This window comes from Bacillus sp. HNG (assembly GCF_003400205.1).
Taxonomy (GTDB): Bacteria; Bacillota; Bacilli; order Bacillales; family Bacillaceae_L; genus Ferdinandcohnia.
Genome location: NZ_QUQV01000002.1, coordinates 582,701 through 606,448, shown reverse-complemented (window position 1 = coordinate 606,448; position 23,748 = coordinate 582,701). Strand labels below are relative to the sequence as shown.

The 23,748-nt window shown below is 38.1% G+C and carries 20 protein-coding genes and 1 tRNA gene; 15 read left to right on the top strand and 6 right to left on the bottom strand.

Annotation, left to right across the window (positions count from 1 at the left end):
- Positions 1-61: 61 nt before the first annotated feature.
- The 3 genes from DZB84_RS06290 (at position 62) to aac(6') (ending at position 2,247) form a co-directional block, all read left to right on the top strand.
- Entirely contained in the window at positions 62-1,072 is a 1,011-nt protein-coding gene (locus tag DZB84_RS06290; protein ID WP_116351397.1) for a macro domain-containing protein, read from the top strand.
- 84 nt (positions 1,073-1,156) lie between these two features.
- A complete protein-coding gene (locus DZB84_RS06285; RefSeq protein ID WP_116351396.1) occupies positions 1,157-1,795 on the top strand; it encodes a vWA domain-containing protein in 639 nt (212 codons plus the stop codon).
- Between the two features lie 14 nt (positions 1,796-1,809).
- On the top strand, positions 1,810-2,247 hold the full coding sequence (aac(6'), locus tag DZB84_RS06280) for an aminoglycoside 6'-N-acetyltransferase (RefSeq protein WP_116351395.1): 438 nt from the start codon (positions 1,810-1,812) through the stop codon (positions 2,245-2,247).
- A gap of 50 nt (positions 2,248-2,297) precedes the next feature.
- Here the strand turns inward: aac(6') and DZB84_RS06275 are convergent, their stop codons facing one another.
- Both DZB84_RS06275 and DZB84_RS06270 read right to left on the bottom strand, forming a co-directional pair.
- The gene (locus DZB84_RS06275; RefSeq protein WP_116351394.1) at positions 2,298-2,750 is read right to left on the bottom strand and encodes a nucleoside deaminase; all 453 of its coding nucleotides are present in this window, start codon (positions 2,748-2,750) and stop codon (positions 2,298-2,300) included.
- Between the two features lie 50 nt (positions 2,751-2,800).
- Positions 2,801-3,619 (bottom strand): hypothetical protein, encoded by an 819-nt coding sequence (locus DZB84_RS06270; RefSeq protein ID WP_116351393.1) that lies wholly within the window; start codon positions 3,617-3,619, stop codon positions 2,801-2,803.
- Positions 3,620-3,784: 165 nt separating this feature from the next.
- Between DZB84_RS06270 and DZB84_RS06265 the strand changes: the two genes are divergently transcribed.
- Both DZB84_RS06265 and DZB84_RS06260 read left to right on the top strand, forming a co-directional pair.
- Positions 3,785-4,321, top strand: coding sequence for a DUF6241 domain-containing protein (locus tag DZB84_RS06265; protein ID WP_116351392.1), 537 nt, complete (start codon positions 3,785-3,787; stop codon positions 4,319-4,321).
- Between the two features lie 280 nt (positions 4,322-4,601).
- Positions 4,602-5,855: a S8 family peptidase gene (locus DZB84_RS06260; protein ID WP_411266255.1), complete on the top strand. Its 1,254-nt coding sequence runs from the start codon at positions 4,602-4,604 to the stop codon at positions 5,853-5,855.
- Between the two features lie 45 nt (positions 5,856-5,900).
- Here DZB84_RS06260 and DZB84_RS06255 read toward each other — a convergent pair whose 3' ends face one another.
- Together DZB84_RS06255 and DZB84_RS06250 are read right to left on the bottom strand one after the other, a co-directional pair.
- Positions 5,901-6,233 (bottom strand): ArsR/SmtB family transcription factor, encoded by a 333-nt coding sequence (locus DZB84_RS06255; protein WP_116351390.1) that lies wholly within the window; start codon positions 6,231-6,233, stop codon positions 5,901-5,903.
- Between the two features lie 21 nt (positions 6,234-6,254).
- Entirely contained in the window at positions 6,255-8,012 is a 1,758-nt protein-coding gene (locus tag DZB84_RS06250; RefSeq protein ID WP_116351389.1) for a SulP family inorganic anion transporter, read from the bottom strand.
- A gap of 521 nt (positions 8,013-8,533) precedes the next feature.
- Here DZB84_RS06250 and DZB84_RS06245 point away from each other — a divergent pair.
- A tRNA-Gly gene (locus tag DZB84_RS06245) sits at positions 8,534-8,607 on the top strand.
- A 71-nt stretch (positions 8,608-8,678) separates the two neighbouring features.
- On the opposite strand, the gene DZB84_RS06240 is transcribed toward DZB84_RS06245, so the two are convergent.
- Positions 8,679-9,344 (bottom strand): B3/B4 domain-containing protein, encoded by a 666-nt coding sequence (locus DZB84_RS06240; protein ID WP_116351388.1) that lies wholly within the window; start codon positions 9,342-9,344, stop codon positions 8,679-8,681.
- 99 nt (positions 9,345-9,443) lie between these two features.
- Here DZB84_RS06240 and queG point away from each other — a divergent pair, with 99 nt between their 5' ends.
- The 5 genes from queG to yhbH all read left to right on the top strand — a co-directional run bounded on the left by queG (position 9,444) and on the right by yhbH (position 16,170).
- Entirely contained in the window at positions 9,444-10,577 is a 1,134-nt protein-coding gene (queG, locus tag DZB84_RS06235) for a tRNA epoxyqueuosine(34) reductase QueG (RefSeq protein ID WP_116351387.1), read from the top strand.
- Between the two features lie 235 nt (positions 10,578-10,812).
- A complete protein-coding gene (locus tag DZB84_RS06230) occupies positions 10,813-11,697 on the top strand; it encodes an amidase domain-containing protein (RefSeq protein WP_116351386.1) in 885 nt (294 codons plus the stop codon).
- Positions 11,698-11,737: 40 nt separating this feature from the next.
- Positions 11,738-12,211: a tRNA (uridine(34)/cytosine(34)/5-carboxymethylaminomethyluridine(34)-2'-O)-methyltransferase TrmL gene (gene trmL / locus DZB84_RS06225; RefSeq protein WP_116351385.1), complete on the top strand. Its 474-nt coding sequence runs from the start codon at positions 11,738-11,740 to the stop codon at positions 12,209-12,211.
- Between the two features lie 499 nt (positions 12,212-12,710).
- Entirely contained in the window at positions 12,711-14,606 is a 1,896-nt protein-coding gene (locus tag DZB84_RS06220) for a PrkA family serine protein kinase (RefSeq protein WP_116351384.1), read from the top strand.
- Between the two features lie 382 nt (positions 14,607-14,988).
- Complete coding sequence (gene yhbH, locus DZB84_RS06215; RefSeq protein WP_116351383.1) at positions 14,989-16,170, top strand: sporulation protein YhbH; 1,182 nt, start codon at positions 14,989-14,991, stop codon at positions 16,168-16,170.
- A 52-nt stretch (positions 16,171-16,222) separates the two neighbouring features.
- On the opposite strand, the gene pelA is transcribed toward yhbH, so the two are convergent.
- Positions 16,223-20,539: a pectate lyase gene (pelA, locus tag DZB84_RS25205; RefSeq protein ID WP_223254387.1), complete on the bottom strand. Its 4,317-nt coding sequence runs from the start codon at positions 20,537-20,539 to the stop codon at positions 16,223-16,225.
- 483 nt (positions 20,540-21,022) lie between these two features.
- Between pelA and speD the strand changes: the two genes are divergently transcribed.
- The 4 genes from speD to DZB84_RS06175 all read left to right on the top strand — a co-directional run bounded on the left by speD (position 21,023) and on the right by DZB84_RS06175 (position 23,727).
- Complete coding sequence (gene speD / locus DZB84_RS06190; RefSeq protein WP_116351488.1) at positions 21,023-21,832, top strand: adenosylmethionine decarboxylase; 810 nt, start codon at positions 21,023-21,025, stop codon at positions 21,830-21,832.
- 253 nt (positions 21,833-22,085) lie between these two features.
- Positions 22,086-22,223 carry an FbpB family small basic protein gene (locus DZB84_RS06185; protein ID WP_116351382.1) on the top strand — a complete coding sequence of 46 codons (138 nt, stop codon included), beginning with the start codon at positions 22,086-22,088 and terminating at the stop codon, positions 22,221-22,223.
- A 70-nt stretch (positions 22,224-22,293) separates the two neighbouring features.
- Positions 22,294-23,001 (top strand): TerC family protein, encoded by a 708-nt coding sequence (locus DZB84_RS06180; RefSeq protein WP_116351381.1) that lies wholly within the window; start codon positions 22,294-22,296, stop codon positions 22,999-23,001.
- Between the two features lie 144 nt (positions 23,002-23,145).
- Complete coding sequence (locus DZB84_RS06175) at positions 23,146-23,727, top strand: TetR/AcrR family transcriptional regulator (protein ID WP_116351380.1); 582 nt, start codon at positions 23,146-23,148, stop codon at positions 23,725-23,727.
- Positions 23,728-23,748: the final 21 nt, after the last annotated feature.

Below are 23,748 nucleotides of genomic sequence, written 5' to 3'. Positions count from 1 at the left end.
GCTTGGGACCACAAGAACCGTCTCTGCGGTCCCGCGGTCCCTTGAAAGGAGAAAATAAGTTATGCCATTAGAGATTGTTCGGAATGATATTACACAGATGAAGGTGGATGCGGTTGTGAATGCGGCGAACACGGAGTTAAAGATGGGGGGCGGGGTGTGTGGCGCGATTTTTAGGGCTGCAGGCGCTGAAGAACTCCAAGCTGCATGTGATGAGATTGGTAGCTGTTTGGTCGGTCACGCCGTAATCACGGATGCTTTTAAACTCCCTGCAACATACATCATCCATACTCCCGGGCCAATTTGGCAGGGTGGATCAAAGAATGAAGCTAATCTTTTGCAATCCTCCTACTATCATTCTTTAGAACTAGCAAGGCTCCATAAATGCAAGTCCATTGCCTTTCCGCTCATTTCAACTGGAATCTATGGCTATCCAAAAGAGGATGCCCTACAAATTGCGGTTTCTACGATTAGCTCATTTCTCATGGAGCACGATATGCTTGTCTATTTGGTTGTTTTTGATAAAGCATCTTTTGGTGTCAGCAAGAAATTGTTTACCTCGATTCATCAATATATAGACGAACATTACGTAGATGAATTTGAATCGACATTCAGGCGTGTCAGAAACATAGAATTTAATCATGCTGAACCTTTACTGGACGCTCAGGAAGAACTGTACGAAATTGAAGAAAACCAACAGGTCAAAAACAATTTGGTCGAGCTAGTCAACCAGCTGGATGAATCGTTTTCTGATAGATTACTCCGGTTAATCGATGAAAGAGGAATGAACGATGTAGAGACCTATAAACGAGCAAATATTGACCGTCGTTTGTTTTCAAAAATCCGCAATGAAGCGGGGTATACTCCGAAAAAGAAAACGGCAATCGCTTTTGCAATTGCATTACGATTAAATGTCGATGAAACGATTCATCTATTGTCTGCTGCTGGGTACACATTGACCCATAGCAGCAAATTTGATGTCATCATTGAATTTTTCATCAATAAACAGAATTACAATATTCATGAAATCAATGAAGCCTTATTTATGTTCGACCAGCCGTTATTAGGAGCGTAAAAATGTCGCTTTTAAAGCGACCCAGCCTATTCTAAATCTTGTTATCCTAATCTTGTAAATAAAAATCGAACGGAGGATAACAAGATGAATACAGAATTAGTGTTTATTTTAGATAAGAGTGGGTCAATGGCTGGGCTTGAAACGGACACGATTGGTGGCTTCAATTCAATGCTCAAAAAACAAAAGAAGGCAGAAGGGGAAGCGCGTGTTACCACAGTTTTATTCAATCACCATTATGAAATTTTACATGATCGAATCAATGTAAAGGGGATTTCACCCATTACTGAAGAAGATTATGAGGTTAGTGGAACGACTGCATTATTAGACGCAATCGGTTTTACGATTCAAAAAATAAACAATGTCCAAAAACATACCAGTAAAGCTGAACGAGCTGAAAAAGTGCTGTTTGTGATTACAACAGATGGAATGGAAAATGCGAGTCGTGAATTTACAGCAGCAAAAATTAAAAAGATGGTACAATACCAAAAAGAGAAATACGGTTGGGAATTTATGTTTCTAGGTGCAAATATTGATGCCGTTGCAACTGCTGCCGAATTTGGAATTGACGAGGACTTCGCCGTGGATTACCATGCTGACGAACAAGGAACACAATTAAACTATCAAATGGTTAGTGAGGCTGTCACTAACCTGCGTAGTGGAAAGAAAATTGACCGAAGCTGGAAAGGAGAAATCGAGCAGGACTATAATCGACGATCAAAATAATTTAGGAGGGGTTTATGGAAATCGTAAAAGCCACCGTTAAGGACGTACATGACATTGTGAGTTTAGCATTGCAGTTATGGCCTGAGAATGTTAAAAGTGTATTTACAATGGAGTTTACTGAATTAATTCATGATAAAAAAGCGGTAATCTTCCTAGCAAAAGAAGAGAATGTATCCATTGGATTTGCCCAGTGTCAGCTACGTGTCGACTATGTGGAAGGAACTGAAAGTAGCCCAGTGGGATACCTTGAAGGGATATTTGTAAAAGAAGAGCACAGGAGAAAAGGTGTGGCTAAACAGCTTTTATCCTCTTGCGAAAAGTGGGCGAAAAGTAAAGGTTGTTTAGAATTTGCAAGCGATGTTGAACTTGAGAATGATAAAAGCTTGAACTTTCATTTGAGAAATGGATTTCAAGAGGCGAATCGAATTATTTGTTTAACTAAAAAACTCTAAAAAATAGGCCTGTCCTCCTGAAACTAAAATAAGGGGACAGGCGCATCAAGTTACTGTTTTTGTTTCCAGACTTGCATCGGATCTTCTTGCCCTTCGTCTAATTTCATTTGGGTCATTTGAAGAGTACGATCGTCTCTGTTCTTTTTAAGTTCATGATAAATAAAGGTAGATTTTCCTAAACCTACGGCTGCAGCATCCTCGGTGGACTGGCTATAATACAACGTATCAATCCCAGCAAAATACATGGCTGTCAAGCACATCGAGCAAGGCTCGCCACTGGCATACATCGTATAGCCCGATAATTCATTCGTTTCGAATTTTTCCTGTGCTCTTCGAATCGCAAGCATTTCTGCATGCCCGCTGATATCATGTTTCTTGTGTAATTCGTTTACACCCTCAGATACAATCAGGTTGTCTTTTACGAGCACAGCACCAAATGGTTGCCCGCCTTCATTTACATTTTGTAGGGCTAATTCAACTGCTCTTTTCATGAATAGGTCCATTCTCATCTCTCCAAGTCCTTTTCATTCTATTGTAATAGATCATGTCTTATTTACAAGGACTTGATTGTTCGGTCGGCATACCTGACAAAGAGATAGCCAAGATAGTAGGTGAGAAAGCTTACTGCCGAATCAAGAACAGTGTGCTCAGCTTGTACAACACCGATATATTTCAGTGCGATATCATAAGCGATATAACAAACCATGATAAAAAGAAACCAGCGATACCTTGCATTCACCATACATAAATAGGCAAGAACAATTGCAAAAATAAGACCAGTAATCGTTGTAATCGCTGAACTACCACGTTGTAAATGCTCTATCCATTCTACATGGTAGGTTCTCAATTTAAAAACGGCATGGTGTAAAAAATGGATGGGGATGAAAATAGCATAAAACGATAAAAATAACGAACCGAAGTGAATCCACTTCTTGGTCAATTGATTCCACCATAATCTTGCTACAGGAAAGTAAATGATTAAACCAATTGTTGTATAGCCAGGTTTCCACCAATTGGTTTCAAAAATCCCCCATTTTGTAAAAGTGAGTTCAATGAGTGTGAAAAATATAGCCAACGGGATACTCCAGTACCACTTGCAGCCCATCACAACAAATAAAACAGCAAACGAAGGAAGAACAAGACCATTCACCATTGCACCTAAATGTGAATCTAATTCATTGTGTAACACATTTAGCTTATAAACGTAAGAGTTAGCCCAAAGATAGATGAAATAATCGAATAAAAGGGTTACCCCTGTTACCGTAAAATACAGGATAAAGATTCGGAATGACCGAATTTTCCAATAGGAAAAACATAAAACGACTAGACCTACTATCATTAAAATTAGATAAGCCCACGCACCAAGACTCAATCAAATATACCTCCATATTATTTATAGGTATTTTCGCCTATTTTTGTTCGTTCAATACTTGTCTAAAACGAAAGAGACCATATAAAGTCATATTTTATGCTAAGATTAAAAATGGATACATAATACTAAAAAGTAAGAATATGGGGAATTGTGTAGGGGGAAGTTATGAAAACCTGGATCTGGATATTTGTTTTTGTGATTCTAATAGGTGCCACGACTGGACTTGTGTTTAGTGTATATAAAATGTTTGACAGTGATGGTGGTCAAAAATCTGTCTCTTCGTCAAACCAGGATTCTACTAAAGTGGATGAATTTAAGGAGCAAACTAAGAAAATTGGTGGGGTCACATATGATTTGAAGTTAAGTCAAACACCTGATGAGAGTGAGATCATTGAGGTGATGCATCATATGACCCATCAAAAGGTAAAGGCCGACAAAAAATGGGGAGCAAAACCAATGATTCCGGAAACCATCAACGAAATTTATGAGGTCGTTTCAAAAAGTGATTTTGCTAGAAAAGAAGATCTTTTGGCCATTTTGGAACGCTGGAAAAATGGAGATTTCAGTCAAGCTGATGATGACCATAATTATTTTTGGGATTATCAAAACGGAACCGTTGGAGCAGCATATGGTATCATGAGCGAAGCCGAAGAAAAAAGATTTATTTTAAATAATTTTGGAGAAGAATTCTTACCGGAGTAACAAAGGATAGTTCATCGTGAACTATCCTTTTTATTATTAAAATTAGTACAATTTTCCCTGTCTTTTACCTATAAAAGCGTTCTTTGGAATCAATGAAATAATGGAGCATTCCATTATAATAAAGAGGCTGAATGTTCAAAAAATAAAAGGTGGTGAATCTATAAATCTGCAAAAATGTTTCATTCTGCTAAGTTTCCTTGTACCATTTCTAGCCTATTTAAATCCTGAGTTTTGTAACTGATACCATCCATTATCTACATATACGAAACGGGGGATGATTTTGAAGTTTATTTCAAAGCTCTTGTCAGTTATCCTTATTGCGGTTTTGTTTTCTTCTCTTTTTGCAATTGGAGTGTTCGCTGCTCCAGAACAGGGTGAATCCTCAAACAATAATCTACGTGTATTAATTCAACCACTCAATAAAAACGACAAATCAAAATTAATGTCTACCTATGGTGCTCGTTGGGATTTTGAATCTAAGGGCTTCACAACGAATGTAAATGAACAACAATACACTGCACTATTGAAAAACAAGAATCTAAAAATATCAATTGTTGATACAGTGTCGATTGCAGCAAAACCAAAAGCAGGAGGAGAAGTCGTTCCTTCTGACCGAACTCCTTGGGGAATTGAAGCAATCTATAATGATCCACTAATTGCCTCAACAGATGGTGGGGACAATATTAGAGTAGCAGTCTTAGATACTGGTACAAATATTAATCATACTGATTTACAAGCTAATGTTGAGCAATGCAAGGATTTTAGTCAAAATAAATCGCCATTGATCAATGGTTCATGCGCCGATAAAAACGGTCACGGTACACATGTAGCGGGAACTGTATTAGCAAATGGTGGCAATGGAACTGGTATTTATGGGGTTGCACCTGATGCAAAGCTTTGGGCATATCGTGTATTAGGAAATAGTGGTTTCGGCTATTCTGATGACATTGCTGCGGCCATTCGTCACGCTGCAGACGAAGGTAAGAAAAACGGAGTGAAAGTCGTTATCTCCATGTCATTAGGTTCAAGCTCAAAGGATTCCTTAATTGCGGATGCTGTCACATATGCCGTTAATAGCGGAGCTTTAGTCGTTGCAGCTGCAGGGAATGAGGGACCAGCACCGAATACGATTGGTTTCCCAGGTGGACTTCATGATGCAATTGCAGTAGCTGCCTTAGAGAATGTGCTGCAAAATGGTTCTTACCGAATTGCCGATTTTTCCTCTAGAGGCAATCCGTCAACTGCTGGTGACTTTGTAATCGGAGAAAGGGATGTGGAACTATCAGCACCTGGTCGTGCAATAGAATCTACATGGAGTGATGGTACGTATAATACAATTAGCGGGACATCAATGGCAACACCCCATATTTCAGGCTTAGCGGCAAAAATTTGGGCGGAAAACCCAAGTATGACAAACTACCAAATAAGAGCCGAACTACAAAATCGGGCAAAGAGTAATGATATTAAGGCTGGTCAATATGCTGGAGCTGGTGATGACATCGCTTCTGGATTTGGTTTCCCACTAGTAAAGTAAACAAAAACACGGCTAAAATGGTTACACCGTTTTAGCTGTGCTCTATTAATTATCTTCTTCCCCAATTTTATCAAGAAGAGAAATCGTATCAACAAGATGGTTGTTAAAAATTTGCTTCGCCACCGAGAGAAGCTCAACAATCATAGGATCTCTGAGAGAGTAGATAACCCGATTACCATCCTTTGTTCCATAAACAATATTTTTAGCACGTAGTACAGTTAGTTGCTGGGACACGGCTGACCCTTCGCTGCCAATTAGGGTTTGAATCTCATTCACATTCTTATCGCCCTCAGCTAAAAGCTCTAAGATTCGAATCCTTAATGGATGTGCAAGAGCTTTAAAAAAGTCAGCCTTAAATTTCTGCATTTCTAAATTCACTACCTTACCTCACTTTCTACCTTAACTTAAGGAAACACTTCTCTTTTTGACCACTTTTTCCTCAACTCCGGAAAGAACCTGACACTCTTTAAACGCAAAATGTCTACAGCCCAAACATTTATGGCGATTAATCTGGCTTAGTGCATAATCAATGGCATCACCAGTATGCTCAAAAAAGTTTTCCTCTCCTATTACCTCATATAAACCAGTTTTTTGAAGAACACTATTAGGCTGTGGTTTTATTCCTGATATTAACACAATTCCATGCTTTGAAAAATCCTTAAAAATACTAGCCAGACGCGCTTCTCCTGTTGTATCCATAAACGGAACTCTGCTTAACCGCAACAGTAAAACCTTTGGCCTGTAATTGATCGATTTCATAATTTGTTGTTCAAAAGCCTGGGCAGCTCCGAAAAACAAAGGCCCTTCTACATTATAAATACTAATTTGAGGACAATCATGTGAATCAGTCACAATCTGAGTATCCATTTTTTCATGCTTGGTTTCCGGGTTCGGTAACGCTTTTTCTGTCACTATTATATCACTCATTCGCTTTGTAAAAAGAACAACAGCTAAAATGAGCCCAACTTCAACGGCAACGGTTAAATTCATAAAGACTGTTAATAAAAAGGTGACAACCAATACAAGTGAGTCTTCTGTTTTTGTTTTTAAGACATGATAAAACACGCGACGCTCACTCATGTTCCAGGCAACAAGCATAATAATCGGTGCCATACTTGCTAACGGAATTTTTGAAGCATATGGAGCAAATAAAAGTAAGACAAGTAGAACGACTACCCCGTGTATCACACCCGAAAAAGGTGAAACGGCCCCAGTTTTAATATTGGTTGCCGTTCTTGCAATTGCTCCTGTTGCAGGAATACCACCGAACAAAGGGGTTACCATATTCGCAAGACCTTGGCCGACTAATTCCCGGTTCGAATTATGCTTGCTATTTGTCATTCCGTCAGCAACAACGGCTGAAAGGAGGGACTCAATTGCTCCTAACATCGCAATTACAAACGCTGGTTGAATCAGTTGTTTAATTCGCTCAAATGTGATGTCAGGAAATTGAAAGTTTGGTAGTTTACTAGGTATGTCACCAAATGTTGACCCAATTGTCGCTACCTGGGTTGGATAAAAAATAGTTGCAATACCAGTTGAGATTAGTAAAGCAATTAATGAACCGGGTACTTTTGGAAAGAACTTAGGTGTTAATAGAAGCACCACTAAACAAATGGAAGCAGTTAAAATACTATAAATATTGAAATTGCTAATATGCAGAACAATTTCTCTCATATTATCTAAAAATAATTCATGCTTCTCAATTTGATCGAGTCCAAGAAAATTGGGTACTTGCCCGACAAAAATAATGATCGCGATACCGGATGTAAAACCGATTGTAACTGGACGTGGAATAAATTTGATTAAAGAGCCCAGCTTAAAAATTCCCATTAAAAATAGGATGATACCTGCCATAAAACCCGCAATTAATAGATTTTCAAATCCATAGGTTGCAACAATTCCGAACAGAATCGGAATAAAGGCACCAGTCGGTCCCCCAATTTGATACTTAGAGCCTCCAAAGAGTGAAATAAGAATACCCGCGATGATGGTGGTGTAGATCCCATATTCAGGTTTAACTCCTGAAGCAATCGCGAATGCCATTCCCAGAGGAATCGCAATGATTCCAACAACGACGCCAGAAATAAGATCCTTTTGAAAAGACTGAAACGAATACCCTTTAAATCTCCCTGAAAAAGCCCACTTTTGTAGCATTTTTATCCTTCCTTCTGAATAATAGAATATCTGATTATTTGAATATACATATATAAAATCTACTCCTTTGATCTAATAAAGTCAAAAAAATTTATGAAAATAAAAAGGGGACTCCCGATGAAAACAGGCAGTCCCCTAAAAGTATTATTATTTTAATAAAATCATGTTTTACATTAACCATGTAAACAACGTGCAAATATTTTTAATTTTATTATTGCAATATAATATGTATATGTGTATAATAACTCAAGTAGTCAGATGAAATAATTATCGACAAAAAGTTACAAAACCTCTTGCATTGCATTTACAAACTTGTTATAATATTAACATAATTCTTCTTCGAACTTAATAAATTTTATTATGCGGGTGTAGTTTAATGGTAAAACCTCAGCCACGAGCAATGCTTCAATGAATTTGCTGCGAGTTGCTTCGACGCATTTACTTCATGATTTAACTGGTAGAGGAAGAGGCATGTAAGGCCCATAAGCGTAATTTAATCTTTATAAACTTAATATCAATGTGCGGGTGTAGTTTAATGGTAAAACCTCAGCCTTCCAAGCTGATGTCGTGAGTTCGATTCTCATCACCCGCTCCATACATATATAACGCAGTGTTTCGTTTCTTAGATAAACGAGGTGTTGCGTTTTTTCCTTTTTATACAGTCCTTTATTCCACGATAAAAGACTGTACTGATCCACCATGAACCTGCGTAAACATGGCACCAAGTGACGTAATTAATTTTTCACAACTCTCTTTTTGTAAAGAAGGCTTCAAATAGACGATCTGAATGGCATTTTTTGTTTCAACTGTCACGGCCGTTCTCTCGGAATCCACGTATGGGCTGCCAAATGCTCCCGTATGATCACTGGAAAGTATTTTATCCTTCATCGCAATGTTTCTACCGTTTATCCCCATATATTCATCATCTTGTTGACCTATTCGAATCTCAATATCTCCGTTGATTTTATCAGCGTCATAAATTCCAACTGGAATCTCATATTGAATCGAAAAGAAATTATTAAGGTCCGCAGCCGAATGAATAGAATTTAAAAAGTTTTGCTTTTTGATCCGACGATAGATGGCTTCAACGGATGGACGATAGCGATTTGGGTCTGTTCCCACCTTTTTAAAAATGTCTCTCCACTCAGCTATTCCTCCTACATCTGAAACAGGTTTGTCCTCTAGATCAAAAAAGAGCGACTCCTGGAAGGTTTGCAATCTACCACGAATCATTTGTGGAGAATCTCCCACTTCGATATGATCGTATTGAATTATGCCCACCTTGAAATTAGGGACAAGTTCCTTTAATTGCGGCGAAATTTGAATTTCCATCATTTATCCCTCCAAAAATTATTGTAAATAGTGTACCATAAATCCTAGTGATTCAATAAAAGAACGGCTTACCAATTTGAAGGAAGGAGGTTCCAAGACGTGGATATTTTAGAGTTTCAACAAGAGTTAATTGACTATAGTAAAACAATTGGAATCGATAAAATTGGTTTTGCAAGTGCTTCTCCATTTGACGAGTTAAAATCACGACTCCTACGACAACAGGAGTTAGGCTACGAGTCAGGATTTGAACCAAAGGATATTGAAAAAAGGACAAATCCGGAGCTCTTATTGCCTGGAGCAAAATCAATTATTGCGATTGCCTTAGCCTACCCGGCAAAGCTTAAAGATGCACCGAGAAGTACACGAAGCGAGCGTCGAGGGATGTTTGCACGTGCTTCTTGGGGAGAGGACTACCACCATGTTTTGCGGGATCGGCTCCAAAAGCTTGAGTCGTTTATTTTAGAAAAACTGCCTGATGCAAAACTTCAATCTATGGTAGATACCGGTGAATTGTCTGACCGTGCGGTAGCAGAACGTGCAGGAATTGGCTGGAGTGGAAAGAACTGCGCAATCATTACGCCGGAGTTTGGTTCATATGTGTATTTAGGAGAAATGATCACCAACATCCCATTTGCACCTGATACGCCAATTGAGGATCAATGTGGTACTTGCCGAGCATGTCTAGATGCATGCCCAACGGGAGCGTTAGTGCAGGGTGGACAAATTAATGCACAACGATGTGTCAGCTTTTTAACGCAAACAAAGGATTTTTTACCTGACGAATTCAGAACGAAAATTGGTAACAGACTGTATGGCTGTGATTCCTGTCAGACGGCTTGTCCGAAAAACAAAGGAATCGATTTTCATTTCCATGAAGAAATGGAGCCCGATCCCGAGGTTGTGAAGCCGTTGTTAAAGCCGATTTTATCGATAAGCAATCGTGATTTTAAAGAAACATTTGGATCGTTATCTGGCTCTTGGAGAGGCAAGAAGCCAATTCAGCGAAACGCAATTATTGCTCTTGCCCACTTTAAAGATAGCAGTGCGATTCCTGAGTTGAAGCAGGTGTTAAAAGAGGATCCTAGACCCGTTTTACGGGGAACGGCTGCATGGGCGCTTGGAAGAATTGGCGACGAGAGCGCGATTGAAATTTTAAAAGAAGCAAGTTTAAAAGAAAAGGACGAGCAGGTCCTAGACGAAATCGAAAAAGGTTTGAATATGTTGGAGAACTAAAAGGGATGCGATGGTGCATCCTTTTTTTATGGGGTTTTTGAGGCCTTAATCTGGGTGAAGTTGCCAATCTACCTATGGCGACGCAAATATTGAAAAAACGACGCAAATCCTTTTTGGTCGCCTGGTAAACACAACTACTAAAACGAATCGGCACTTCTGCATATGAAAAATTTCTACTTAAAATCCATATTCATTCATATTGTGTAATATCACAGCTTGAAGGTGGGGTTGGTTGATGAAGTCGACGTTAGCAAAGGTGATTGAGGCAAGAGCCCAATTACTTGTTGGAAATACACGTAGTGCATCTTCTGAAAAAGTGTCGGAAAAGGACCTTGAGTTGATTCAGCGAAAAAGAGAGCTGCTTGGAAAACGCTCAGCGGAAATTGTTAAATGTAAAACAAAGGCTCAAATCCTTGACAAAAACGAAGTGAATGGAAAAATACATCTCAATTATCACGTGCATTACCAATATTTAATTCGTCAAAATAAAAATCTGTACATTGAGGAGCAGTGTGAAGAAAGAAAAGCCATTTTTACCTCAAATCAATTAATAAGAGATGATGAGGTTCCAAAGAAAATAGAAACCCATTATGAAACGATGGACCGGGAAGTCTCAGAGGAAAATACTAGAGATTTTAAATATAACCGACTTGCTGCGGTCCAGTACGCAGAGCGGTGGTGGAATGACTACAACCCCAAATATAAAAAATTCACAGATAATTGTACAAACTTTATTTCGCAATGTCTCCACGCTGGCGGTGCACCGATGTATGGATATCCAAATCGTAGTAAAGGCTGGTGGTATCAAAATAATAATTGGAGCTATAGCTGGTCTGTTGCAAATTCATTGAGATGGTATTTAACTGGCTCACGAAGAGGTCTTCAAGCAAAAGAAGTATCCTCTCCAAAGGAACTGCTTTTGGGCGACATCATCTGCTATGACTTTGAGGGAGATGGACGATTTAATCACAACACGATTGTTGTAGCAAAGGACTATGAAGGCGACCCATTGGTCAATGCTCAGACGCAAAATAGTCGGATGAGGTATTGGTCATACTATGATTCGACAGCTTATACACCAAATATAAAATACAAGTTTTTTCATATCATTAATAACTAACTTTTCCTTTTTGGTATAATAACGATTGAGGTGAAAGAAAGTGGGACTTCATGTCGTATTATACCAGCCAGAATTGCCTGCCAATACTGGGAATATCGCAAGGACTTGTGCGGCAACAGGTACAACTTTACATTTAATTCGGCCACTTGGCTTTTCAACAGATGACAAAAGGCTTAAGCGTGCGGGATTAGATTATTGGGAGTTTGTAAAGATTCATGATTACAATTCTTTAGAGGAGCTTTTTTCAACATATCAGGATGGCGAATTTTATTTCATTACGAAGTTTGGGAAAAAAACATATTCATCCATAGATTATAGTAATATAGAAAAAGACTACTTCCTTATATTTGGAAGGGAGACTACTGGGCTACCTCAGGATCTTATTCAAAACAACCTGGACCGAGCTTTGCGTCTTCCTATGACAGAAAAAGTCGGCGCCCTAAACCTATCCAATACTGCAGCTATACTCATATACGAGGTGTTAAGGCAACAAAATTACCCTGCACTTTCGTAAAATAAAAGTGACCCCTACCATTGGTAGGGGTCATTTTTAATTATTTTTTGTTAACGCTTGGCTTATCTTCATACCCAGAAGTAAAGATAGCAGCTAAAAAGGTAACGCATACACCTAAAATTAGGGCTAATTTCATGTGCTTTTTCCTCCTTTATGTATAAAGCTCAAAAAGTAATGAACCTTCAAGTATTTTCCTAAAAAACACATCTACGTGTATTATAACCTAATTTCAATTTTGTGTGAATGTTATCTATGGACAAATTGTAAACATTTTCGAACCTTTCATCAGTAGGCACATACATTAGAAGGAACCCTTTAACATCATATGCGCTCATTTACTCTAAAACTCAATTTGTCCAATCAAAAATTTAGAAGTTATTTTTGTACTATTCTGAATAGGACATGTTGAATTTTGTAAGATTAAAGCATGTTAAAGGACATCCTCGCATACATTTTAATAAACCGTGCAAGAGACATCAAAGATGGAGGAGGCCCCTTAATGGATATTCTAAAGAAAATAGAGAGGTTTCGTGAAGAAGAACAACGTTTAAAGTGGGAAGGTACCTTCGCTGAATATTTGGAGATCTTAAAGGAAAAGCCATGGGTTGCTCAGTCTGCTCATTCAAGAGTTTATAATATGATCAAAGATGCTGGTTTTGAAGAGGTAGATGGAAAGCGTAAGTATAAATTTTTTGATCATCAATTGTTTGGTCTTGAGGAGGCCCTTGAGCGCTTAGTAGAAGAATATTTTCATCCAGCCGCGAAACGACTCGATGTACGAAAGCGAATTTTATTATTAATGGGTCCTGTTAGTGGTGGTAAATCAACACTCGTTTCCATGTTAAAACGAGGATTAGAAGCGTACTCCCATACGGAGCGGGGAGCGGTGTATGCAATTAAAGGCTGTCCGATGCATGAAGATCCACTGCACCTTATTCCTCATCATTTAAGAGAGGACTTTTTTGATGAGTATGGCATTCGAATTGAAGGCAATTTGTCGCCTTTAAATATGATGAGATTACAGGAAGAATATGGTGGCCGAATTGAAGATGTTCGGGTCGAAAGAGTCTTCTTCTCTGAAGATAGACGTGTCGGAATTGGAACCTTTAGCCCATCTGATCCAAAATCCCAGGACATTGCTGATTTAACAGGTAGTATTGATTTTTCAACGATTGCTGAATTTGGGTCAGAATCAGACCCGCGTGCGTACCGCTTCGATGGAGAACTAAACAAAGCGAACCGTGGAATGATGGAATTCCAGGAGATGTTAAAGTGTGACGAAAAATTCCTTTGGCACTTACTCTCCTTAACACAAGAGGGGAATTTTAAAGCAGGAAGGTTTGCTTTAATCAGTGCCGATGAACTCATTGTTGCGCACACAAACGAAACGGAATATCGTTCTTTTATATCAAATAAGAAAAATGAAGCGTTACACTCACGTATTATCGTGATGCCTGTTCCTTATAATCTTCGCGTTTCCGAGGAAGAGCGTATCTATGAAAAAATGATCAAAGAGAGTGACGTTCGCGATGTGCATATTGCACCACATACGTTTAGAGTGGCAGCAATGTTTACGATTTTAACAAGATTAAAAGCGCCTAAAAAGGGCGATGTCGATATTATTAAAAAGATGAGATTGTATGATGGAGAAAGTGTGGAAGGCTTCAATGCAGTTGATGTGGAGGAGCTTCGCAAAGAATATCAGGATGAGGGGATGAGTGGAATTGACCCGCGTTATGTGATTAACCGGATCTCCTCAACGATTATTCGAAAGGAAAATCCATCCATCAATGCCTTAGATGTATTACGTTCTTTAAAGGATGGACTTGAGCATCATCCATCGATTTCAAATGAAGACCGTGAGCGTTATTTAAACTTCATCTCAATAGCCAGACGTGAGTATGATGATATTGCGAAAAAAGAAGTTCAAAAGGCGTTTGTTTATTCGTACGAAGAGTCTGCGAAGACATTGATGGATAACTATTTAGATAATGTTGAAGCATATTGTAATAAAAATAAGCTTCGAGATCCTTTGACTGGTGAAGAGATGAATCCAGATGAAAAGCTAATGCGTTCAATTGAGGAGCAAATCGGAATCTCAGAAAATGCAAAGAAGGCATTCAGAGAGGAGATCCTTATCCGCATCTCGGCATATGCACGAAAAGGAAGAAGATTTGATTACAATTCACACGAACGTCTACGTGAAGCGATACAAAAGAAATTATTTGCTGACCTAAAAGACGTCGTCAAAATTACAACTTCTACAAAAACACCGGATGAACAACAGCTTAAGAAGGTAAACGAGGTTGTTGCAAGATTGATTGATGAACATGGCTATAATTCAACATCAGCTAATGAACTGCTTCGTTATGTTGGTAGCTTATTGAATCGATAAATGAGAATAAGGGGTTAGACCAGATGAATTGGTCTAATCCCTTGTTTTTCCATAGGACCTTCGTGTAATGGTTGTCCATTATAAAAAAACTCTTTATATGAAAAAATGGTGGGAACTTGTCTATTTTTAAGACATAATGCCTAATTTGCGAAATCTTTTGTCAATAATACGATATTTTTGCATAGTATAGAGTAATCTACTATTGCTCCATTTTGGTTTACGAGCGGTAGAAGTTGGTCTCTTTTTTTATTTCCAAACAGGTTGTTGTTTCATACAGTTTTTTTCGTTTATCGAAATTCTTTCGCAAACCGTCAAGATAATGTATGAAAGTCCGTGTAAAAATGTGAATGGTTTTCAAAAAAAATTAGGGAGGGGAAAGATTATGTCGAAAGGTAACTCAAAGAATTTTGTCATTTCCCAAGAAGATTGGTCCCTCCATCGCAAAGGCCATGATGACCAAACAAGACACCAGGAAAAGGTTCAGGATGCCATAAAAAATAATTTGCCTGATTTGATAACGGAAGAAAGTATCATTATGTCAAACGGAAAAGATGTTGTTAAGATTCCAATTCGATCATTGGACGAATATAAAATCCGTTATAACTATGACAAAAATAAACACGTTGGCCAAGGGGATGGAGATAGCCAGGTAGGTGACGTTATTGCAAGAGATGGCTCAGGGCAAAGCGGGGGACAGTCTGGTCCTGGAAAAGGGCAAGGTGCAGGCGATCAAGCAGGGGAAGACTATTATGAGGCTGAAGTATCCCTCATGGAGCTTGAAGAAGCATTGTTTAAAGAGTTAGAACTTCCAAATCTGAAACGGAAAGAACGGGATCAAAACATTGTAGAAAATATTGAATTTAATGATATCCGTCGTACAGGTTTAATGGGGAATATTGATAAAAAACGGACCATGATGTCAGCTTATAAACGAAATGCGATGGCAGGGAAACCGAGCTTTCATCCTATCTATCGTGAGGATTTGAAATTTAAGACATGGAATGAAGTTGTAAAACCAGATTCAAAGGCTGTTGTACTTGCGATGATGGATACAAGTGGTTCGATGGGAATTTGGGAAAAGTATATGGCAAGGAGCTTCTTCTTCTGGATGACTCGATTCCTACGAACAAAATATGAAACAGTCGAAATTGAATTCATAGCTCACCATACAGAAGCAAAGGTTGTATCCGAGGAAGACTTCTTCTCCAAAGGTGAAAGTGGAGGTACAATTTGTTCATCGGTTTATCGGAAGGCTTTGGAAATCATCGATGATAAGTATCCAGAAACACGCTATAATATTTATCCATTCCATTTTTCAGATGGAGATAATTTAACATCTGATAATGCAAGATGTGTGAAATTAGTGAGCGAGTTAATGAAGGTTTCCAATATGTTCGGCTATGGTGAAGTCAATCAGTATAATCGTCATTCGACCCTCATGTCAGCTTATAAGAATATTGAGGATGAGCGCTTTAAGTACTATATTTTAAAACAAAAAGCAGACGTATTCCATGCGATGAAGAGCTTCTTTAAGAAGGATGAAGAGAATAAGATGTATGCGTGAAAAAAAGAGAGGGGGGACCCTCTCTTTTCCTATGAAGGATAAGTCTAGTTATTTATCTTTTGCAATATCCTGGTACTGGGTAAATTCCTGGTTTTTGATCTTTCTTTGCTTTTGGACCATTACCTGGTTTTTCACATAAAACGATTTCAGTTGGGTCCCAGCCCTTAAGAACGTTTTGAACGGTCCAGTTCACAGCCTCTTCATCGGTAAGTTGTCTTCGTGATTCGTTGATTGCAGCACCTGGTCCAACGTTTTTATATTCAAACAAACGAGCCTCTTCTGGGTTCAAGCCACTCATAGAAGTCCAGCCTTCTTCTTTAATGTGATTGCCAAGTTCGCTATTCATGATGACCACACTACCAATGGCATTTGGATTCCCACCTGCAGGCCAAGGTCTACCCAAATATACAGTTCCAGGAGGAGCATCACTTGTTAGCTTACTATCTTTAATCAGAATACCAAAGGGGTCAGTGATTAAGGTGCTCGCTGCAGTAATATATCCATTATTTGAGTTTGATCCACGGTCAAGTGAATGGATCACTGAATGTTCAAAAACAGCACGTGCAGCACCAAAGATGAAGTCAACATCACCCTCCACATACACATGGGTATAGTACTGACTACCAGAGTGAACATATAAGGTATCCTGATTGCCTATAAATCTTACATTGTTAAAATATTGACGGTCACCGGCTGCATATACGGCAACTGCTTGTTTTCCACTTACATCAGTTGAGCTTTCATCAAATGAGTTTTCGAATGTAACATTTGCTACTCTGAAATCATTTGCACGCAAGTATACACTTGCACTTCCGCTTGTACCAAGAGTACCGCCGACGCCATTGTCTCTGCCTGCGTAGTTATCGTAAGTAAGGATTGTTTTTTCTGGATCTTCCCCAATCATTGTAATGAATGGTTTGTTATTTGGAACAGTAATAACTTCTTTGTATACACCATTCTTAATAAAGATAGTAACCGGAGTCTCATTGTTTGCTGGGATAGCATCAATTGCTGCTTGAACGGTTTCATAGTCACCAGTTCCATCTTTAGCGACAACGATTTCATTTTGGATCTGGTCCATTTTTTCATTTACACTTTTCACTACTTTTATATCACTTTCTTTTAGTGTTCTACCGTTAATGTCCGTAGAGTTCGTACCAACGACCTGTACATATACATTGTTTGTAAAATAACCCGTTTCTTCAGCAATACTTACTAATTTTGTACCCCAATGGCCGCCCCAAGAATAACCATTTCGCCGCTCTTCTTCAATTTCCATGATGTCATATTTGATTACTCCATCACGCCCTGAGAAAATGCCTTTGTTTGTAGCTATTTCATAAAATCTGTACCATGCTGTTGAGTTTGGATCTTCAACAAAATACACATTATTCGGATCACCACTCACATAACGGGTGTTTTCTAGCTTTACTGCATCTACCCATTCTAACGCAGCTCGAACAGATTGTTTGATTTCCTCTGTTTGTGGACGTGACATAAGAAATCTTATGATGCCAATAGATTCTGATCCAGAAATAGAAGGGTGTTCATAGGCGCGTGCTTCACGTGGTTCCAACGTGTATGGATCGTGTTGAGCACACCAAGCAGTTAATTTCCCATCTACTTTTATTTGTGATTTTAAGATATAATCTATACCACTCTCTATGGATTGTTTGATTTTTTGAGTATAAGAATCATCGATTACGTCTGAATCAAATGGATATCTCTTTGCTAACACATCATCCATCATTTCTAGCACATTAATCATTGCTTCATCGTTAAATGTTACATAGTCTGAATAGTTACCACGTCTTGGAAAAACCTGAGCAAAACCACCTGTATCATATTGTAATTTGAACAAGAATTCAAAGCCTTTTTCAATGCTTTCTTTATACCTCACGTCACCAGTTTCACGGTATATCTCAGCCAAGAAAAGAATTTCCTTGATGGTTGCATCATTGTCAATTGTTCCTAGTTCAACTCCATTTGCAATCCATTCAGAGCGTGGCTCTGATCCATTCCAAGGACGTTCGTAGATGTAGGGCCAGTTTTTTGTCCAACCACCATGATCCATTTGCCAGGTTAATAGATTATTAGCTTTTCGAATGGCATCATTAAGATCACCTTTAAACAGAACCTTCTCAGGTTCGACAATATACTGACCGTTTTGATCCAACTCATCCAAGCTATTTAAAACCAGAACAGTTTGTCCAAATTTGTTTATCCCTTTAGCGCCTTTATCAATTTTAAGATTTTTAAAATTAGGGCTTAAAGTTGACCAATTACCAGTGGGGTAAACCACACTTATATCCGAAAAATCAAAATCCTCGAATGTACTATTAAACGTTACAGCGATTAGATTACTAGATATTGCATGAACATCTGCGATTTGAACGGTATTGCTTTGTCCTTCCGTAGGGAGGGAATCCACTAATGTCCTTGCTTCTCCCCAAGTGAGATCTTTATTATTATTTGCTAATGTGGAGGAACCTTTTAGTTTTTCAATAATTTTTACAGCTTCTTTTTTCTTAAGTGTTTTTTCAGGATGAACCTTTCCGTTTTTTACTAGTTCATCCATATATCCAGCTTGCTTAGCTGCAGCTAGAACATAGGAATACCACTCATTTAGGGTGACTTCCCATACACTTAAATCAGAATCTAAGCCATTAAATTGTTCTTCCTTTACTAGTCCCAGTTTGCTATTAATTAAAGCCATGAATTCAAGCCGTGTAATCGAATCGGTGTCTGCAGGTTGTTTGTCAACAATGATACCCAATTCATTTAATTTTTTTAGATAAAGTCCGCTGACAACATCCGTTATTTTCGTATCCTCAATATCGATTGGACCTTCATCAGATCCTGTATCTTTATTATGGATTCGCAGGTGGTCAATATTCGCTCCACCACTATCCCCAACTCCGGTTGCACGAATTTTATTCTCACCAGCTTTTAGGGTTGCTTTCGTAGTAGTATAAACCCATGTGGTCCATGCGCCGGTTGGGTCAAAAGCAAGGGATTCTTCTACAACTTCATCGTTTACTTTAATCTCTGCTGGCCTGGCATCAGTTCCACCGGAAGCATACCTGAAGTCAAGGAAGTATTGCCCATCCGTTGGTACATTTACTGTCCACTCGACCCAACTACCAGGTTGATTTGGTTTAAAATCAATAAATCCTGTTCCCGTAAACCCAGAATGCTGGTTATCGATAATAACACCATTTTCATCTAGTAGGGCATCTTCTGCTTCATAGATTTGATCAACATCCATATAAATTTTTAGATGATCAATATTCGCTCCACCACTATCCCCAACACCTGTAGCAACAATAATATTCTCACCAGCTGTTAATTTGGCTTTCGTTGAAGTGTAAACCCAATTCGCCCAACCACCTGTGGGGTTGAAGGCAAGCTTCGGCTCAACGATTTCTCCATTCACTTTTATTTCGGAGGGACGATCATCGGTCCCGCCATGTGCATAACGAAAATCTAAAGTATACTCTCCATCTACAGGAACATCTATTGTCCATTCAATTACCCCACCAGGTGCATTCGGTACCATATCTACAAAACCAGTACCTGTAAACCCTGGATGTTTGTTGTCGATGATAGCATTGGTTAGTTTCCCGTCTTCAGCCTCATAAACTCCATTTGTACCTGGTTCAGTAGGAGGAGTCGGTTCGCCTGGTTCTTCCGGTTCAACATCTGGTAAATAACCTGAGATTTTAATATCATCAACATAATGACCAAGTGCTTTACTTCCAGGTGTGAATGTTTCAAAATGCTTAATTTTTGTAGTTGGTTGATTTAATGGGGCAGCTTCTAATTTTAATTCTCCATCAATATACACATTTGCTGTTTGGTTGGATAAATCAACTACAACCTTGATGTCATACCACACATTTTCTTCAAGTGTAACCAATGAATCATAGCTGCTTCCAGTACGATATGTAATGCTATTATCTTTTGTTTCAATAATAACAGGAGTCCCGTCTCCTTTTAATCTCATGACTTTAGTAGAGCTAGTGTACTTTGGTTGCATAAACTTCATTTGAACGGTGACAATACCAACTAACTCACTGAATGATTTGCTTAGATTCACATCCGCTGATTCACTAGTATCATTTAAAAATACACTTTTGTTCGTAGAATCTGGCACCTCTGTTACTAGGATCGTTCCACCACCTTCAGATACATCAAATTCTGCTGGATGCTCCCCAGTCATTTCATTATTAAAATCTGCTTCAAAAAGGAAGGTAGATGCATCAGTTTCATCGGCATTAACTAGAGTGTTGGTAGCGGTAGAAAATAAACTAGTTAAAGTTAGCATGACTACCAATGTAAGATATCCAAAACGTTTGAATACATTCATTCAATTGAACTCCTTTCCATATTTAATTCATATAAAGCTTTTAAAACTATGGAAATCTATCCCCCTTCCTAATAGGACTAAAGAACTATCTGAATATTCAGTCTACGATGTCTGCAAAAAAAGTCTACCATAGTAGGGATAATCATAAATGTATATATATTGCTCTAGAAAGGTTCCAATTTTCCCATTTGGTAGAATCTAATCAAATGATTATATGTGTTATGTGAAAAAAATCGACGTATTAATAGAAACTTAATTCTTTATTCATAGTTTGTTCATATTTAGTGGGTATTATAAAGACATGGAAAAGATAAGCTTTTTCATACCCCCCTTTTAAATGATCATATCATTAGTATCCGGCTCTATAGCCGGATGTTTTTTTTGACTATTATTAAAATCCAATTAAAATGAATAGAATCCGCCGATTCAACCAACATAAAAATATGGAAAAAATATAAAAAAGGGGACAATTGCATGAAACACATGGAGCTTTCTCCAAATCAGATAACAGAACTACATGGTTTCAATAATTTAACGAAATCCTTAAGTTTTAACATGTACGATATCTGTTATACAAGATCTCAAGAGGAACGTGATGCGTATTTAGAATATATAGATGATGTGTATAATGCAGATCGTTTAACTGAAATCTTAACCAATGTGGCGGATATTATCGGGGCAAATATTTTGAATGTCGCCAAGCAAGACTACATTCCCCAAGGTGCAAGTGTTACGATTTTAGTATCAGAGGGACCTGTGGATGAATCTCCTGATGAAGCATTTGAAGAGTCCCCAGGACCAATTCCAGGATCTGTTGTTGCGCAAATGGATAAAAGTCATATCACTGTTCATACTTATCCAGAATCCCACCCGGATGATGGAATTAGCACGTTTCGAGCAGACATTGATGTGTCAACGTGCGGGGAAATATCTCCTTTAAAAGCGTTAAATTACTTGATCCAATCGTTCGAGACCGATGTAATGACCATTGATTATCGTGTGCGTGGATTCACAAGAGACGTAACAGGGCATAAGCTGTTTATTGACCATGAAATAAATTCGATCCAAAATTACATACCTGATGATATTCAGGAGATGTATCACATGATTGATGTGAATGTATACCAGGAAAATATTTTCCATACAAAATGTAAACTCAAGGAATTTGATCTAGAGCATTATTTGTTTTTTAGCAATACAAAAGAGAAACTTACTCCCGAAGAGGAACTCATGATTGCTGAAAAATTAATTACAGAAATGGATGAAATTTTTTACGGGAAAAATATTATTTGAAAAAAGGTTGACAATCGCACAAACCCTATGTAAAATTAATTGTATAATAAATATTGTGAATATTGTTCTCCTAAAGGGGAGTAGCTTTTACAGCAAAGTCGTCATTTCAGAGTGTGAACCACTCTCGGCTTTGTTGGCAACTTACACGTTGTTAGCAAGACCTTTACCAGTTTACGGTAGAGGTCTTTATTTATGACCTTTACCACTTAAGGTAAAGGTCATTTTTGTTTTTTAGAAAGAGGTGAGAAGAGGTATGCTTAAAAGAAAAGTTGAAACATCATCATTTGAGGAATTAATTAAAAAGAATAAAGAAGAGATTTTAAAAGATAAAGAAGAACTTGAAAAGATAGAAAAACGATTAGATGAAAAGTATTTGGCATCATTGAAGTAGTTTATTCTAGTGAAAGGCATTATTGTTTTTCCTAATTTAATAGAATAAAAGAATTGAAGGGAGATCTTTGATGGAATTCTTAAGCGTAGAGTTTTTTACCGCACTCTTAGTTATTATTGGAATCGATTTGGTGCTAGCAGGAGATAATGCCATCGTTATCGGTTTAGCAGCAAGAAAATTACCTAAGGAACAACAAAAGAAAGCAATTATCTGGGGGACTGTAGGGGCAATTGTGATTAGGATCGCAGCAACCTTAGCAGTTGTATGGCTTCTCGAAATCACAGGACTACGACTTATCGGTGGTATCCTTCTAATATGGATTGCCTATAATCTATTAGCTGATGACAAAGGTCATGAAATAAAAGCAGTCGGAAGCTTCTGGGCAGCAATTCGAACCATTATTATTGCGGACGCGTTGATGGGTCTAGATAATGTATTAGCGGTTGCTGGTGCTGCGCAAGGTAATTTCTTACTCGTTGTATTAGGACTTATTATTTCAGTTCCGATTATGATTTGGGGAAGTACATTGTTCATTAAGTTAGTTGAACGTTTCCCAATCATCATTACAATTGGTGCAGCGATTTTAGCTTGGACTGCGTCGAAGATGATCGTTGCAGAACCATTCCTAAGCTCTGTATTTAGTAATGGATTTGTGAAATATGGTTTTGAGATCCTTGTCGTTGCTGCCATTGTAGGAATTGGCTACATGAAGCAAAAGAAAGCAGCTAATGTGGCTGAAGAGCAACAAGAACAACAAGTATTAAGCAAAGCTGAATAATAATGAAAACAAGGCGGACTCATGTAAGGGTCCGCTTTTATATTGTATTATTTATTGTATAAAATGTGAATGAATTAGATTGACTTCTGGTTTTATTTGGAATATATTTATTATTGAACAGTGGTTAATAAAAGGAGAGCTTAAATGTCACCAAGAAAACTAGTTCAAGAGGAATTATCACGAGAAAAAATAATGGATGTTGCCCATGAACTCTTTGTTCAGAAAGGCTACCAGCATGTTTCCATGCGTCAGATCGCAAAGGAATTAAATTATAGCCATGGTGCTATTTATTATCATTTTAACAATAAAGCTGATCTATTTTATGCCATGGTTGTTCAAGATTTTGAACTGCTGAACCAGGTTTTGCAGCAAATCATCAATCAGGACATACCGCCAGATGAAAAATTAAAAAAGATTTTGTTAGGGTATATTGAATTCGGGCTTACACACAAAAGCCAATATGAATTAATGTTCTTAATCAATGATGAAGAGGTAAAAAGCTGTATTCAACAGGAACCAATGGAAAGCTACGGAATGTTTGCAAATGTCATTTCGAATTTAAGTAACCAAAAAGCTAGTATTCAGGATATTTGGTCCATTTTCTTATCGATACATGGTTTTGTTACACATTATTGCAGGAGCAATCAAACCTATGACGATGTGAAAAATTTGGCCCGATCTCATGTTGAATATATCTTAAAACCAATATTAAACGGGAAAGTGTAACATACTTTCCCTAGGTGATGA

Excerpts from the sequence above, each read along its gene's own strand:
- DZB84_RS06250 (WP_116351389.1), bottom strand. The coding sequence starts at position 8,012 with ATGCTACAAAAGTGGGCTTTTTCAGGGAGATTTAAAGGGTATTCGTTT.
- DZB84_RS06285 (WP_116351396.1), top strand. The coding sequence starts at position 1,157 with ATGAATACAGAATTAGTGTTTATTTTAGATAAGAGTGGGTCAATGGCT.
- DZB84_RS06220 (WP_116351384.1), top strand. The coding sequence starts at position 12,711 with ATGGATATTCTAAAGAAAATAGAGAGGTTTCGTGAAGAAGAACAACGT.
- DZB84_RS06290 (WP_116351397.1), top strand. The coding sequence starts at position 62 with ATGCCATTAGAGATTGTTCGGAATGATATTACACAGATGAAGGTGGAT.
- speD (WP_116351488.1), top strand. The coding sequence starts at position 21,023 with ATGGAGCTTTCTCCAAATCAGATAACAGAACTACATGGTTTCAATAAT.
- DZB84_RS06275 (WP_116351394.1), bottom strand. The coding sequence starts at position 2,750 with ATGGACCTATTCATGAAAAGAGCAGTTGAATTAGCCCTACAAAATGTA.
- yhbH (WP_116351383.1), top strand. The coding sequence starts at position 14,989 with ATGTCGAAAGGTAACTCAAAGAATTTTGTCATTTCCCAAGAAGATTGG.
- DZB84_RS06175 (WP_116351380.1), top strand. The coding sequence starts at position 23,146 with ATGTCACCAAGAAAACTAGTTCAAGAGGAATTATCACGAGAAAAAATA.
- DZB84_RS06185 (WP_116351382.1), top strand. The coding sequence starts at position 22,086 with ATGCTTAAAAGAAAAGTTGAAACATCATCATTTGAGGAATTAATTAAA.
- DZB84_RS06240 (WP_116351388.1), bottom strand. The coding sequence starts at position 9,344 with ATGGAAATTCAAATTTCGCCGCAATTAAAGGAACTTGTCCCTAATTTC.
- DZB84_RS06180 (WP_116351381.1), top strand. The coding sequence starts at position 22,294 with ATGGAATTCTTAAGCGTAGAGTTTTTTACCGCACTCTTAGTTATTATT.
- pelA (WP_223254387.1), bottom strand. The coding sequence starts at position 20,539 with ATGAATGTATTCAAACGTTTTGGATATCTTACATTGGTAGTCATGCTA.
- DZB84_RS06230 (WP_116351386.1), top strand. The coding sequence starts at position 10,813 with ATGAAGTCGACGTTAGCAAAGGTGATTGAGGCAAGAGCCCAATTACTT.
- DZB84_RS06265 (WP_116351392.1), top strand. The coding sequence starts at position 3,785 with ATGAAAACCTGGATCTGGATATTTGTTTTTGTGATTCTAATAGGTGCC.